At 69.4% G+C, this 12,978-nt stretch carries 13 protein-coding genes; 8 read left to right on the top strand and 5 right to left on the bottom strand.

The genetic code is table 11. The features are described from left to right. Positions 1 to 8: 8 nt before the first annotated feature. From GFK26_RS28600 to GFK26_RS28585, 4 genes are read left to right on the top strand one after another with little or no spacing between them, the layout of a single operon-like run. The gene (locus tag GFK26_RS28600; RefSeq protein ID WP_153284945.1) at positions 9 to 1,166 is read left to right on the top strand and encodes an ABC transporter permease; all 1,158 of its coding nucleotides are present in this window, start codon (positions 9 to 11) and stop codon (positions 1,164 to 1,166) included. Then, positions 1,163 to 1,441, top strand: coding sequence for an acyl carrier protein (locus tag GFK26_RS28595; RefSeq protein WP_153284944.1), 279 nt, complete (start codon positions 1,163 to 1,165; stop codon positions 1,439 to 1,441). Before GFK26_RS28600 ends, GFK26_RS28595 begins: the two co-directional genes overlap by 4 nt. Then, positions 1,438 to 2,520 (top strand): beta-ketoacyl synthase N-terminal-like domain-containing protein, encoded by a 1,083-nt coding sequence (locus GFK26_RS28590; protein ID WP_153284943.1) that lies wholly within the window; start codon positions 1,438 to 1,440, stop codon positions 2,518 to 2,520. The genes GFK26_RS28595 and GFK26_RS28590 overlap by 4 nt, the downstream gene beginning before the upstream one ends. After that, positions 2,517 to 3,035 (top strand): hypothetical protein, encoded by a 519-nt coding sequence (locus tag GFK26_RS28585; RefSeq protein ID WP_153284942.1) that lies wholly within the window; start codon positions 2,517 to 2,519, stop codon positions 3,033 to 3,035. The genes GFK26_RS28590 and GFK26_RS28585 overlap by 4 nt, the downstream gene beginning before the upstream one ends. Here the strand turns inward: GFK26_RS28585 and GFK26_RS28580 are convergent. The 5 genes from GFK26_RS28580 to GFK26_RS28560 all read right to left on the bottom strand — a co-directional run bounded on the left by GFK26_RS28580 (position 3,011) and on the right by GFK26_RS28560 (position 8,753). Beyond that, on the bottom strand, positions 3,011 to 3,634 hold the full coding sequence (locus GFK26_RS28580) for an N-methyl-D-aspartate receptor NMDAR2C subunit (RefSeq protein WP_153286141.1): 624 nt from the start codon (positions 3,632 to 3,634) through the stop codon (positions 3,011 to 3,013). The genes GFK26_RS28585 and GFK26_RS28580 overlap by 25 nt on opposite strands. A gap of 5 nt (positions 3,635 to 3,639) precedes the next feature. Beyond that, the gene (gene mltB, locus GFK26_RS28575; protein ID WP_153284941.1) at positions 3,640 to 4,746 is read right to left on the bottom strand and encodes a lytic murein transglycosylase B; all 1,107 of its coding nucleotides are present in this window, start codon (positions 4,744 to 4,746) and stop codon (positions 3,640 to 3,642) included. A 74-nt stretch (positions 4,747 to 4,820) separates the two neighbouring features. Further along, positions 4,821 to 6,842, bottom strand: a complete 2,022-nt coding sequence (locus tag GFK26_RS28570; RefSeq protein ID WP_153284940.1) for a transglutaminase TgpA family protein — start codon at positions 6,840 to 6,842, stop codon at positions 4,821 to 4,823. A 13-nt stretch (positions 6,843 to 6,855) separates the two neighbouring features. Further along, a complete protein-coding gene (locus tag GFK26_RS28565; protein ID WP_153284939.1) occupies positions 6,856 to 7,836 on the bottom strand; it encodes a DUF58 domain-containing protein in 981 nt (326 codons plus the stop codon). Next, on the bottom strand, positions 7,833 to 8,753 hold the full coding sequence (locus tag GFK26_RS28560; protein ID WP_153284938.1) for an AAA family ATPase: 921 nt from the start codon (positions 8,751 to 8,753) through the stop codon (positions 7,833 to 7,835). Before GFK26_RS28560 ends, GFK26_RS28565 begins: the two co-directional genes overlap by 4 nt. Positions 8,754 to 8,842: 89 nt before the next feature. Between GFK26_RS28560 and GFK26_RS28555 the strand changes: the two genes are divergently transcribed. The 4 genes from GFK26_RS28555 to GFK26_RS28540 all read left to right on the top strand — a co-directional run bounded on the left by GFK26_RS28555 (position 8,843) and on the right by GFK26_RS28540 (position 12,957). Next, entirely contained in the window at positions 8,843 to 9,796 is a 954-nt protein-coding gene (locus tag GFK26_RS28555; protein WP_153284937.1) for a histone deacetylase family protein, read from the top strand. 39 nt (positions 9,797 to 9,835) lie between these two features. Further along, the gene (locus GFK26_RS28550) at positions 9,836 to 11,125 is read left to right on the top strand and encodes a mechanosensitive ion channel family protein (protein WP_153284936.1); all 1,290 of its coding nucleotides are present in this window, start codon (positions 9,836 to 9,838) and stop codon (positions 11,123 to 11,125) included. 136 nt (positions 11,126 to 11,261) lie between these two features. Then, positions 11,262 to 12,011: an electron transfer flavoprotein subunit beta/FixA family protein gene (locus GFK26_RS28545; RefSeq protein ID WP_153284935.1), complete on the top strand. Its 750-nt coding sequence runs from the start codon at positions 11,262 to 11,264 to the stop codon at positions 12,009 to 12,011. Between the two features lie 13 nt (positions 12,012 to 12,024). After that, positions 12,025 to 12,957, top strand: a complete 933-nt coding sequence (locus tag GFK26_RS28540) for an electron transfer flavoprotein subunit alpha/FixB family protein (RefSeq protein WP_153284934.1) — start codon at positions 12,025 to 12,027, stop codon at positions 12,955 to 12,957. Positions 12,958 to 12,978: the final 21 nt, after the last annotated feature.

The following is a 12,978-nucleotide window of genomic DNA, read 5'->3' as shown; positions in this document are numbered from 1 at the left end:
CGAACGCCATGCTCTTCGCGCTCATCAAGAAAGAACTGCTGGCCCTCGTGCGCGACATGCACGGGCTGGCCGTGCTGTTCGTGATGCCGATGGTGTTCATCGTGCTGATGTCGCTCACGCTGAAAGACATCTACCGCCCGCCGCTGGCCGAGCTGAGCTACGCGGTCGATGCGCGCGACAGCGGCACGCCCGCCAAGTGGTTGCTGCAGATCTGGCAGCGCAGCCACGGCGCGCCGCAGCCGCTGGGCGCCGACTGGCAGGCGCGGCTGCGCAGCGGCACGCTCAAGTACGTGATCGTGCTGGAGCCCGGCCTGTCGGAAGAGCTGGAATCGGCCGCGCTTTCCACGCGCGCCCACATCCGCCTGCTGGCCGAGCCCGGCATCGACGCCAACCTGTTCAACGCGCTGCGCGCCGAACTCATCGGTGCCTCGGGCGAGCTCAAGGCGCGGCTCGCGCTGGCAGTGCCCGGCACGGCCAGCCCCGCGCCCGACGCGTCCATCCAGGCGATGGTGCAGGCCGAGCGCTTTGCCACGGCCGGCCCGCGGCCCACGTCGGTGCAGCAGAACGTGCCGGCCTGGCTGGTGTTCGGCATGTTCTTCGTGGTCGCTTCTCTCTCTAGCCTGTTCGTGCAGGAGCGCGGCTCGGGCGCGCTCGGCCGGCTGCAGAGCCTGGGCGTGTCGCGCACGATGCTGCTCGCGTCGAAGGCCTTGCCGTATCTCGGCGTGAACGCGCTGCAGGCGTTGCTGATGCTGGCGGCGGGCATCTGGCTCATGCCGATGATCGGCGGCGATGCGCTCTCGCTGTCGGGCATCCACTGGGGCGGCTTGCTGCTGTCGCTGGCGGCCGTGAGCCTGGCGGCGGTGAGCCTGTCGCTCGCGGTGGCCTGCCTCGTCAAGAGCCATGCGCAGGCTGCCACGCTCGGGCCGATGGTGAACGTGCTGATGGCGGCGGCGGGCGGCATCATGGTGCCGAAGTTCGTCATGCCGGGCTTCATGCAGCGCATGGTCGAAATCTCTCCCATGAACTGGGGGCTCGAAGCGCTGCTCACCGTGCTGCTGCGCGGCGGCGGCGTGGCCGAGGTGCTGCCGCAGGTCGGCCGGCTGGTGGCGTTCGCGGCCCTCATGTTTTTCGTGGCTGTCTTTCTGTTTCGCAGGCGCGCACCGTGACGAGCACCGCTTCTTCTCCTGAATTCATCGCCCGCCTCAAGGCCCTCGTGCTCGAGGCCGTCGAGAAAGACGCGCCGCCCGGCGGCCTCGGCGACGACGAGCCGCTGTTCGGCCCCGAGGCGCGGCTCGACCTCGACTCGCTCGACGCGCTGCAGGTGTCGATGGCGATCCAGCAGCACTTCGGCCTGCGCATGCCCGACAGCAAGGACACGCGCCGCGCCCTGACCTCCATCGCGCACCTGGCGGAACACCTGGTGCAAGCGGGCAAGGCATGAGCCTGAGGAGTCCGGTGTACCTGGCCGGCATGGGCCTGGCCTGTGTGCTCGGCGACGACCTGCCGTCGGCGCTCGCAGCGCTGCGACGCGGCGGCGTGCCGCCCACGCCGGTGACTGTGGCCGACGGCCTGCAGTGGCCGGTGTACACGCTGCCGGTGCCGCCGGGCGACTGGGCGCAGCGCGTGCAGCACACGGTACGCCGCGTGGTCGCGCAGACCGGCGCAGGGCTGGACCGGGACGGTCCGCTGTTCGTGGCCTCGTCGTCGCTCGACATCGGCGCCATGGAACACGCGCAGCACGACGCGCGGCTGAGCGGCGACCTGCAGGATTTCGCCGACATCGCCGCTGCTGCACTCGACTGGCAAGGCCCGGTCTTCACCGTCTCGACCGCCTGCACCTCGGCGCTCAATGCGATGCTGGCGGCGGCCGACATGGTGCGCGCGGGCGAGGCCCGCGAGGCGCTGGTGATCGGCGCCGAGCTCGACAACCGCTTCACCGTGGCCGGCTTCGGCGCGATGCAACTGCTGGCGCCCGACAGCGCGCGGCCCTTCGGCGCGGGGCGCCAGGGGCTGGTGCTCGGCGAGGCCGTGGCGGCGCTGCGGCTCGGGTCGCAACCCGCGCGCTGGGTACTGGGCGGTGGCGCCAACGTGGTCGATGGGCGCAACCCCTCGGGCACCGAAGCGAGCGCGGTGCGCGCGATGTGCCGCGAGACGCTGGCGCGCAGCGGCCTGCAGCCTGCGGACATCGACCTCATCAAGGTGCAGGCCGCGGGAAGCTTGGTCAACGACGCGATCGAGGTCGAGGCGCTGCGGCAGGTGTTCGACCCGCTGCCGCCGCTGGTGTCGCTCAAGTCGGCGATCGGCCACACGCTCGGCGCGGCCGGGGCGGCGGAGCTGGCCTTGCTGGTCGGCTGCATCGAAGGCGGTGCCTGGCCGTCGGTCGGCTATGCGCTCGACGAGACGCTCGGCATCGCGCTGAGCGACGGGCCGCCGGCGCGGCTGCGGCACATCCTGCTCAACGTGGTGGGCTTCGGCGGCGGGCATGCGTCGCTGGTGCTGACGGATTGCAGCGCCGCATGAGCACACCGACCTGGCGCACCGTCGCGCACGTCGTGGCGCATCCGCCGCCCGACGACTGGCGCGATGCGCTGGCGACCCGCCTGGGCCGCCGTCCGCGTCGTGTCGGCCTGTGGACCGAACTCGCGATGTACGGCGCGCGCATGTGCCTCGACGCGGCGAGTGAAGCTGCGTTGCCTGCCGGTGCGCGCCTGCGCGTGACCAGCCAGCGCGGCGCGTGGGAGGCCACGCGTGCGGGGCTGGCGCAACTCGACGCGGGCCTGCCGATGCCGTTCACCTTCATGCAGAGCCAGCCTGCGCTGATGCTGGCCGAGGTCGGCCGCTGCCTCGACTGGCAGGGTGATGCGAGCTTCATGCTGTGCCGCGATCCTGCGCGTCCGCTGGCGCTGTCGCAGCTCGGTGCGGGGCCGGATGGCCTGCTGTTCGGCGTGGTGGAGGAAGCATTCGGCGACGTGCCGCCGCGCTCCGAGTGGTGGCGCCTGGTGCCGGCCGATCAGGCCGCTGCGATCGACCGCTGAAGGTTCTCGCGCGCTCGTGTTTCGAGCAGCGCATGCAGGCGCGGCGTGGCGTAGATCGCGGGGCGGTCGAGGAAGCGCTGGAGGATCGCGCGCCGACGCGGCAGGCGGATCTCCTCCGGAACGAAGCCATATTCCGCGTGCACCTGGCGCTCGTACTCGTCGAAGCGCGCACGCCCGGCGCCGAGGATCGACAGGTCGATGTCGATGAGCAGCTCTGCGTCGCGCCCTTCTGGAACCGCATCGTGGCGCGTCGCCATGACGAGCGCGTGGACGCGATCGGCCGCCACTGCATCCACACCTGCGGCTTGCAGGGCTTGCCGTGCCCAGTCGGCGCTGCGTGCCTCGTTGTCGCGCGCTTGCACGTCGTAGATCGCATCGTGGAACCACAGCGCCAGCGCCACTTCGCCGGGGTGTTCGGCCAGCGCCTGTTCCTGGTCGAACCACGCGAGGCATTCGCCGAGGTGCTGCATCGTGTGGTAGTGGCGCTGCGGCTCGCTGTAGCGGCGCTGCAGTTCGAGCCACAGCGCGTCGTCGGGCGCGGCCACCCCGAGCGCGCGCCAGGCTGCGGTCCAGTTCGCGTGCAGCGCCTGCGGTGTCATGGCAGTCACTGCGCCATCGCGGCCTTGACTTCCTGCCCGAGGTCGAGCACCGACATCGCGTAGTAGCTGCTCCAGTTGTAGCGCGTGATCACGTAGAAGTTGCGCGTGCCCGCGACGTAGGTCGGCGGTGCGTCGAGGCCGTTCTGCAGCTCGATGAGCGCGAGCAGGCCCTTGTGCTTCAGGCCTTCGCCTTCGGGCACGGCGCCCGCGGCGACGAAGCTGTCGGCGCTGAAGGTCGGCAGGATGTCGGGCGCGAGCAGCAGCGCCTTCTTCAGGCGCGCTTCCTCGAAGTGCACGGGGTAGATCGACGGCATGCCCGGCGTCCAGCCGAAGCCCTTGAAGTAGCTCGCGACCGAGCCGATCACGTCGACCGGGTTGTTCACGAGGTCGATGCGGCCGTCGCCGTCGAAGTCGACCGCGTACTTGGCGATGCTGCTGGGCATGAACTGCGGCATGCCCATGGCGCCGGCGTAACTGCCCACGGGCGTGAGTGGGTCGTCGGCGGTGCGGCTTTCGGTGCTCAGGAAACTCTCGAGCTCGCCGCGGAAGAAGGCGATGCGCTCGGCGGCGCGCGGGTGGCCCTGCGGGAAGTCGAAGGACAGCGTGGCCAGCGCATCGATCACGCGGAAGTTGCCCATGTTGCGGCCGTAGATGGTTTCCACGCCGACGATGCCGACGATGATTTCCGGCGGCACGCCGTAGGTGGCTTCGGCGCGCGCGAGCGTGTCGGCGTTGGCGCGCCAGAAGCGCACGCCGGCCGCGATGCGCACCGGATCGATGAAGCGGCTGCGGTAGGTCTGCCAGTTCTTCACGGTGCCGACGGGGCCCGGCAGCATCAGGCGCGGCACGTTGGGCAGGAAGCGCGCGGCGCCGATGGTGGCGCGCACCCATTCGCGGTCGAGGTTGCGGCGCTTGGCGACCTCGTCGGCAAACTGCATGGCGTCGTCGCGCGTGGCGTAGGGAACGCTGCCGCGCACGGGCATGACGGCGGCGGCGCGGCCATTGGCCTGGGGCTTCTGGGCCAGGGCTCCCGTGGGCCAGGCGGCGCAGGCGGCGAGGAGGGCGGTGGCGGCCGCTGCGGCGCGCAAGGGCGTGGGGAAGGCGTGTGACATGGACACGATTGTGCCGCCCGTGCGCATGCGCACTTTCGGGCGACACATGTGGTTGCAGCCGCGTGGCCTGCGTGTCAGGCGCGCGGCGGTGTGGGCGGCCAGGGCAGCCGGCGGAACTCGGCGCGCAGCGCGGCGAGCGACGCGGGCGTGGTGGGCGCATAGCGCTGGGCTTCGAGCTTCAGCAGCCAGTCGCGCACGGCCTGCGCAGCGGGGCCGAAGCGGGCGTCGGCCGCCTGGGCCATCTGCCGCGGCGGCGCGGTCTCGGGCAGCGGCAGGCCGGCCTTCGCCAGGCGCGCACGGGCGCGGCCCAGCAGCCGCAGCCACGGGTCGTGCTGGCTGCGTTCCCACAGCGTCCAGCCGGCGCCGGCCAGGCTTGCGGCCACCAGCAGGTACAGCAGCACGTAGGCCAGGTCTTCCAGGCTCGGGGCGTTGAAGCCGAGGGTCTTGAGCAGGTCGAGCTGGCGGCTCTGCGTGTAGTTGAGCACCCACTGGTTCCAGCCGTTGTTCACGGCTTCCCAGGCGGCGCGCAGGTTCTGCACCAGCGTCGGGCTCATGACGCCGATGGCGCCTGCGAAAAGGCCGGGCTGCGCCGTGAGGCGCTGGAACTGCCCGATGCGCCCCGGCGCGACCGAGCCGGTCGGGTCGACGCGCACCCAGCCCGTGCCCTCTTGCCACACCTCGGCCCAGGCGTGCGCGTCGCTCTGGCGCACGACCCAGTAGTTGTCGACGTTGTTGAGTTCGCCGCCCTGGTAGCCGGTGACGATGCGCGCCGGAATCTGCAGGTTGCGCATCAGCACCACGAAGGCCGAGGCGATGTGCTCGCAGAAGCCTTCCTTGCGATCGAACCAGAATTCGTCGGCGGTCTCGTTGCCGTACACGCCGGGCTCCAGCGTGTAGGTGTAGCCGCCGGTGCGCAGGCGTTGCAGCGCGGCCTGCACGAAGGCCTGTGCATCGGCGCCGGCCAGCGCGGGGTCGGCGCGCATCTGGGCGGCGAGTTCGGCGGTGCGCGGGTTGCTGCCGGGCGGCAGCGCCAGGTAGGGCTGGAGCCGGCTGCCCGTGCGCGTGACCGGGCCGCTTTCGAACTGCGGATGGCTTTCTGCGCGGTAGCGCACGAGGTCGGTGACCGGCCGGTTCACGAACCACTGCAGGTCGGATGTGCCGATGACCTCGTAGCCGGGCAGCGCGGGCGCGCGCGGCGCCGCATCGAGCGTGAGCAGCCACGGGCGCTGGCTGGCTTCGAGCGTGACCTCGTAGCGCACCGGCTCGCCGCGTGTGCGCAGGTTCGACACCGACTGCCCGCTGCGCGCCCACGTCGGCAGCGCCGTCCATTCGCGTCCGTCGAACTGCGCGAGCACCGGACCGCGGAAGTAGAGCTGGCTTTGCGGCGGCGCGCGGTTGTCGTCGAACTTGATGCGCGCCGCGATGCTCCCGTCCAGCGCCAGTTCGGCGATGGTGCCGACCCGCATCGTGTTCGACAGCCCGCTGCGTCCGGCCATGGCGTCGCTCGGCGTGCCCCACAGCGGCGCGAAGCGTGGGAACAGCAGGAACAGCGCGAGCATCACCGGCGCGCCCGCCAGCGCCATCCAGCCGGCCGTGCGCGCGGCCTGCATCAGCGGCGGCCGGCCCACCGGCATGTGGGCGTTGACCAGCGCCGTCAGCAGGCCCAGCAGCGCCAGCAGCATGGTGAAGGCGGTGAGCAGCGATTGCGAATAGAAGAAGTTCGTGAGCATCGCGAAGAAGCCCAGGAAGAAGATCACGAAGGCGTCGCGCCGCGCGCGCAGCTCCAGCGTCTTGAGCGCCAGCAGGCACACGACCAGCGTCACGCCCGCGTCGCGGCCCAGCAGCGTGCGGTAGGTGGCGTAGGTGCCGGCCAGCGCCAGCGCCAGCAGCGCGATGCGCCACCACTTGCTGGGCAGCGGGCGTGCCTGCACCGCCAGCGAGGCGCGCCACAGCAGCACCATGGCCGTGATGGCCGAGCACCACCAGGGCAGTTCGTTCACCTGCGGCAGCAGGATGAGGCCGATGACGCAGAGCAGGAACAGCGTGTCCCGTGCGTCCCTTGGCAGTGCGGTGAGTTCGCGTGCGACCCGGTTCATGCAGCGACCTCGTTCATGCGCACAGCGCCAGCGCTTCCAGGCAGGCACGCCGGTGCGCTTCGCCCTGCGACGGCTTCACGGTGCGCCCGGCGACGCGCACGCCGTAGTCGACGCCGAGCCGGTCGGCCATCAGCACCCAGGCGCACAGGCGCGAGAGGCGGGCCTCGGTGTCGGGCAGTGCGGCGGCCTGCGCGTCGAGCCAGAGTTCTTCGCGCTGCGTGTGCTGCGTGTCGCGGCTCACGAGGTCTTCGGAGCCGTTGGCCTGGGCGCGCGCGGCCTTCTTCCAGACCACGAGCTTGAGCGGGTCGCCGCGGCGGTAGGCGCGCACGCCGTCGTACTCGCCGGCGTTCTGTGCCCGCATCGCGGCCGACGCGGCGGCGGGCCCCGAGAGCGGTTCGCCCGGCGGCAGCGGCGGCGGATGGGCCTCGGGCGTCGGGTACACGAGCATCTGCGCGGCCGGCCGCCAGACGGTCCACACGCGAAAGGTGCCGAGCGGAAAGCGCGTCTCGGCCGTCAGCGGCGGCACCGGGTGCAGGCCGCGCCGCTCGGGCTGGAAGGCGATCTCCACGGTGGACGTGCCTTCGGCCGGCACGTCGGTCCAGGCCCACTGGCCGCTGCCGCGCACGGCCATGCCGATGCCGTAGCGCACGCTGCGCCGCGTGTTGTGCAGCACCACGCGGAACACCGCCGCGGCGCCCGCGAACTGCGCCTCGGGCGGCACCATGCGCAGCGCCAGCCCGCGCAGCGTGGCGTGGCACACATGCATGCCCACCGCGACGCAACCTGCCAGCAGGAAGGTGAGCAGGTAGCCCAGGTTGAGCTGGTAGTTGATCGACGCCACCAGCAGCACCAGCAGCGTGGCCGCCAGCGTCCAGCCGGCGCGCGTCGGCACGATGTAGACGTTGCGCTGGGTGAGCTCGAGCGTGTCCGACGGCGGCCGGCGCGAAAGGAACCAGCCGTCGATGCGCGAGCGCAGGACGCCGACACGGTTCACGGCAAGGGCACCGCGGCAATCATCGCGCGCACCTGTTCGACCGCACCGCGGCCCGCGTCGCCCACGGGCGTGAGGCGGTGCGCGATCGTCTGCGGCAGCACGGCCTGGATGTCGTCGGGCGCCACGTAGTTGCGGTTGGCCAGCAGCGCCTGCGCCTTGGCGGCGCGCAGCACGGCGATGCCCGCGCGCGGCGACAGGCCCTGCAAAAACCAGCGGCCCGAGCGGGTCGCGGCGATCAGGTCCTGCAGGTAGTTCAGCAGCGGCTCGGCCGCATGCACCTGCTGCACGCGCTGCTGCAGGGCGGTGAGTTCGCCCGCGGTCAACAGGGCGGGCAGGCCGGCGAGCATCTCGCGGCGGTCGGCGCCCGCAAGCAGCTGGCGCTCGGCGGCGCGGTCGGGGTAGCCCAGCGAGATGCGCATCAGGAAGCGGTCGAGCTGCGACTCGGGCAGCGCGAAGGTGCCGAGCTGGTCCTGCGGGTTCTGCGTGGCGATCACAAAGAAGGGCGAGGGCAGGGGGCGGGTCTCGCCCTCGACCGTGACCTGCTTTTCTTCCATCGCCTCGAGCAGCGCGCTCTGGGTCTTGGGGCTGGCGCGGTTGATTTCGTCGGCCAGAAGCACCTGCGCAAAGATCGGCCCGGGGTGGAACACGAAGGCCTGCTGGCCCCGGTCGTAGATCGCCACGCCCGACAGGTCGCCCGGCATCAGGTCGGCCGTGAACTGCACGCGCGAGAACTGAAGGCCGAAAGTGTGCGAGAGCGCATGCGCCAGGGTGGTCTTGCCGACCCCCGGCACGTCCTCGATCAGCAGGTGTCCGCCGGCCAGCAAACAGGCCACGCAGTCGCGCACTTGGGCATCTTTGCCAACAATCACCGTGTTAAGCTGACTCAGCAAAGAGGCTAGCTTCGCGGCTACGTCCATATTTGTATCCATATGCAAACGATACCGTAAGACCCTGCGGCCCCATGCCGTGTGAGGTCTAGACGCGACGACACGAGACACGGCGAGAGATGGGCAAGACAGGCTACTTCACGCATCGCGACTTCTGGAAGCACGACATGGGCAACGGGCATCCCGAATGCCCTGAGCGGCTGGATGCCATCGAAGACCGGTTGCTTTTGACCGGCGTCGGCGACGCACTGGCGCGGGGCGAAGTGCCCCTGGCCACGCTGGAACAGATCACCCGGGCCCACAGCCACGCGCACGTTGAACACCTCGAGGAGCTGCAGCAGCGCCTCGTGGCCGACGCCCCCGCTGGTGGCCCCGACCATGCACAGGTCGACCCCGACACCGTGCTGACCCGATTCACCCTGCTGGCCGCGCGCCGCGCCGCCGGTGCCGCCGTCGCGGCGACCGATGCCGTGATGGCTGGCGAGGTCGAGAACGCTTTCTGCCCCGTGCGACCGCCGGGTCACCATGCCTGCCGCGAGCAGGCCATGGGCTTCTGCTTCTTCAACAACGTGGCCATTGCCGCGCGGCACGCACTTGAGGTGCACGGCCTGGACCGCGTGGCCATCGTCGATTTCGACGTGCACCACGGCAACGGCACCGAGAACATCCTGTCGAACGACCCGCGCGTGCTGATGGTCGGGTTCTTCCAGCATCCGTTCTATCCGTACAGCGGCACCGAGCACCCGGCCTCGAACATGCTCAACCTGCCGATCCCGGCCTACACCAAGGGCATGGACGTGCGCGAGCTGGTCGAGGCGATCTGGATGCCGCGGCTCGACGCCTTCAAGCCGCAGATGGTCTTCATCAGCGCCGGTTTCGACGCCCACCGCGAAGACGAACTCGGTCAGCTCGGCCTCAACGAAAACGACTTCGCCTGGATCACCGGCCGCGTGCGCGATGTCGCCAAGCGCCATGCGCGCGGGCGCATCGTCTCGCTGCTCGAAGGCGGCTACCACCTCGACGCCCTGGCGCGCAGCGTGGAAGCGCACATCCGCGTGCTGGCAGACCTCTAACGCAGACGGCGCCCGCGGGGCGCCATGTTTCTTTCACCGATGACTTTCAATTTCGACGACTTCCTTCTGCGCCTGAAACAGGTCGACGCGCACGGCCTGGGCATCGAACTGGCCGTGCTCGTGAGCTGCGTGGCCGTGGCATGGGCCGTGTGCAAATGGTTCGGGCGCGACCAGCCCAAAGACTCGATCTGGTTCGGTGAGCGCACCTTCGACGGCCTGCTGTTCCCGCTGCTCGCGCTGGTGCTCACCGGTATCGCGCGCCGCGTGGCGCTCGATGTGCTGCCCGTGGTGCTGGTGCTGCGCATCGCCGTGCCGGTGTTCCTGTCGCTGGCGGTCATCCGGCTGTTCGCGCGGGTGCTGCGCGCCGTGTTCCCGACCTCCAGCCTCGTGCGGCTGATCGAACGCACGATCTCGTGGCTGGCCTGGATCGCCGCCGTCCTGTGGATCGTCGGCCTGCTGCCGCCCGTGCTGGCCGAGCTCGACGACATCACGCTGGCCTTCGGCAAGACCCGCGTGAGCCTGCAGACCATCATCCAGGGCGCGCTGTCGGCCGGGTTGGTGCTGATGGTCGCGCTGTGGATCGCCAGCACCATCGAAAAACGCATCCTGCGCGAGGCCGTGAGCGACCTGTCGATGCGCAAGGTGGCGTCGAATGCGGTGCGCGCCTTTTTGCTGCTGATCGGCCTCTTGTTTGCGCTGTCGGCGGTGGGGGTCGACCTCACGGCGCTGTCGGTGCTGGGCGGTGCGCTCGGCGTGGGCCTGGGCTTCGGCCTGCAGAAGCTGGCGGCCAACTACGTGAGCGGCTTCGTGATCCTGCTGGAGCGCTCGATCCGCATCGGCGACAACGTGAAGGTTGACACCTTCGAGGGTCGCATCACCGACATCAAGACGCGCTACACGCTCATTCGCGCGGGCAACGGGCGCGAGGCCATCGTGCCGAACGAATCGCTCATCACCAGCCGGGTCGAGAACCTGTCGCTGGCCGACCGCAAGTTCAACATCGCGACCAACATCGTCGTCGGCTACGAGAGCGACGTGGCGCAGGTGCAGGGCATTTTGTGCGACGCCGCCAAGGCCCAGCCGCGCGTCATGACCGACCCGGCGCCCGTGGCCTACCTCGTCACCTTCGCGCCCGACGGCCTGGAGTTCAGCCTGAACTTCTGGGTCGCCGACCCTGACAAGGGCAAGGACAACGTGCGCTCGGCCATCAACATCGCCATCCTCGAAGGACTGCGGGCCGCCCGCATTGACATTCCCTATCCGCAGCGGGTGCTGCGAGTGGAATCTTTGCCGGCGGGTGTGGCCGCAGCGCCTCCCGCTGTTTTATAATCACGGAAAAGCACGATCGTTCTTTTTTCGGCCTTCGAGGCCGACAAGAAGAATGGAGTAGCAGCCAAGGCTGGCGTCCTAAAATGGCCGGCTGCTCTCGAAGCCCCCCTTTTTGCAATCCAATGGAGTCAAGTCAATGAAGGTTCTTGTGCCTGTCAAACGGGTCGTCGATTACAACGTGAAGGTGCGCGTCAAGAGCGACGGCACCGGGGTGGACATTGCCAACGTCAAGATGAGCATGAACCCCTTCGACGAGATCGCTGTCGAAGAAGCGGTGCGGCTGAAGGAAAAGGGCCTCGTGACCGAAGTCATCGCCGTCTCGTGCGGTGACGCCAAGTGCCAGGAAACCCTGCGCACCGCGATGGCCATCGGTGCTGATCGCGGCATCCTGGTCGAGACCACCGAAGAGCTGCAGCCGTTGGCGGTTGCCAAGCTGCTGAAAGCGCTGGTCGACAAGGAACAACCCCAGCTGATCATCCTCGGCAAGCAAGCGATCGACGACGACGCCAACCAGACCGGCCAGATGCTGGCTGCGCTGGCCGACCTGCCCCAAGCCACCTTCGCCTCGAAGGTCGAGCTCGCAGCCGACAAGGTCACCGTCGCTCGCGAAGTCGACGGCGGCATGGAAACGCTGACGCTCACGCTGCCCGCGGTCATCACGACCGACTTGCGCCTGAACGAGCCGCGCTATGTCACGCTGCCCAACATCATGAAGGCCAAGAAGAAACAGCTCGACGTCTTCAAGCCTGAAGACCTGGGCGTGGACGTCAAGCCCCGCCTGAAGACACTGAAGGTCAGCGAGCCGCCGAAGCGCGGTGCAGGCATCAAGGTGCCTGACGTTGCCACCCTGGTGGACAAGCTCAAGAACGAAGCCAAAGTGATCTGAGGAAGAAACGAACATGACCGCACTCGTCATTGCCGAACACGACCACGCCAGCATCAAGCCGGCCACCCTCAACACCGTGACTGCAGCCCTGGCTTGCGGTGGCGACGTCCACATCCTCGTGGCCGGTGCCAACGCCGCCGAAGCCGCCAAGGCCGCCGCGCAGATCGCCGGCGTGTCCAAGGTCATCGCTGCCGACAGCCCGAGCCTCGCTGAAAACCTCGCCGAGAACGTCGCTGCTCAAGTGCTCGCAATCGCAGCGAACTACAGCCACATCCTGTTCCCCTCGACCGCCAACGGCAAGAACGTCGCTCCGCGCGTGGCCGCCAAGCTCGATGTGGCGCAGATCAGCGACATCACCAAGGTCGACAGCCCCGACACCTTCGAGCGCCCGATCTACGCCGGCAACGCGATCGCCACCGTGCAGAGCACCGACGCCACCAAGGTGATCACGGTTCGTACGACCGGCTTCGACGCCGCAGCCGCCACCGGTGGCAGCGCAGCGATCGAAACGGCTGAAGGCGTTGCAGACAGCGGCAAGAGCAGCTTCGTGGGCCGTGAAGTCACGAAGAGCGAGCGCCCCGAACTGACCGCCGCCAAGATCATCGTCTCCGGTGGCCGCGCGCTGGGCAGCGCCGAGAAGTTCACCGAAGTGATGGCCCCGCTGGCCGACAAGCTCAACGCCGGCCTCGGCGCCAGCCGCGCCGCAGTGGACGCAGGCTACGCCCCGAACGACTGGCAAGTGGGCCAGACCGGCAAGATCGTTGCGCCGCAGCTGTACATCGCCGCAGGCATCTCGGGCGCCATCCAGCACTTGGCCGGCATGAAGGACTCGAAGGTCATCGTCGCGATCAACAAGGACGAAGAGGCGCCGATCTTCTCGGTGGCCGACTACGGCCTCGTGGCCGACCTGTTCACGGCCGTGCCGGAACTCGTGAAGGCGCTCTGATCGCTTCAGCGCATGGAGCCA

Source organism: Variovorax paradoxus (assembly GCF_009498455.1).
GTDB classification, from domain to species: Bacteria; Pseudomonadota; Gammaproteobacteria; order Burkholderiales; family Burkholderiaceae_C; genus Variovorax; species Variovorax paradoxus_H.
The sequence above is the reverse complement of the archived record's forward strand: the minus strand, read 5'-3'. Positions and strand labels throughout refer to the sequence as shown.

Excerpts from the sequence above, each read along its gene's own strand:
- GFK26_RS28600 (WP_153284945.1), top strand. The coding sequence starts at position 9 with ATGCTCTTCGCGCTCATCAAGAAAGAACTGCTGGCCCTCGTGCGCGAC.
- GFK26_RS28590 (WP_153284943.1), top strand. The coding sequence starts at position 1,438 with ATGAGCCTGAGGAGTCCGGTGTACCTGGCCGGCATGGGCCTGGCCTGT.
- GFK26_RS28585 (WP_153284942.1), top strand. The coding sequence starts at position 2,517 with ATGAGCACACCGACCTGGCGCACCGTCGCGCACGTCGTGGCGCATCCG.
- GFK26_RS28580 (WP_153286141.1), bottom strand. The coding sequence starts at position 3,634 with ATGACACCGCAGGCGCTGCACGCGAACTGGACCGCAGCCTGGCGCGCG.
- mltB (WP_153284941.1), bottom strand. The coding sequence starts at position 4,746 with ATGTCACACGCCTTCCCCACGCCCTTGCGCGCCGCAGCGGCCGCCACC.
- GFK26_RS28570 (WP_153284940.1), bottom strand. The coding sequence starts at position 6,842 with ATGAACCGGGTCGCACGCGAACTCACCGCACTGCCAAGGGACGCACGG.
- GFK26_RS28560 (WP_153284938.1), bottom strand. The coding sequence starts at position 8,753 with ATGGACGTAGCCGCGAAGCTAGCCTCTTTGCTGAGTCAGCTTAACACG.
- GFK26_RS28555 (WP_153284937.1), top strand. The coding sequence starts at position 8,843 with ATGGGCAAGACAGGCTACTTCACGCATCGCGACTTCTGGAAGCACGAC.
- GFK26_RS28550 (WP_153284936.1), top strand. The coding sequence starts at position 9,836 with ATGACTTTCAATTTCGACGACTTCCTTCTGCGCCTGAAACAGGTCGAC.
- GFK26_RS28545 (WP_153284935.1), top strand. The coding sequence starts at position 11,262 with ATGAAGGTTCTTGTGCCTGTCAAACGGGTCGTCGATTACAACGTGAAG.
- GFK26_RS28540 (WP_153284934.1), top strand. The coding sequence starts at position 12,025 with ATGACCGCACTCGTCATTGCCGAACACGACCACGCCAGCATCAAGCCG.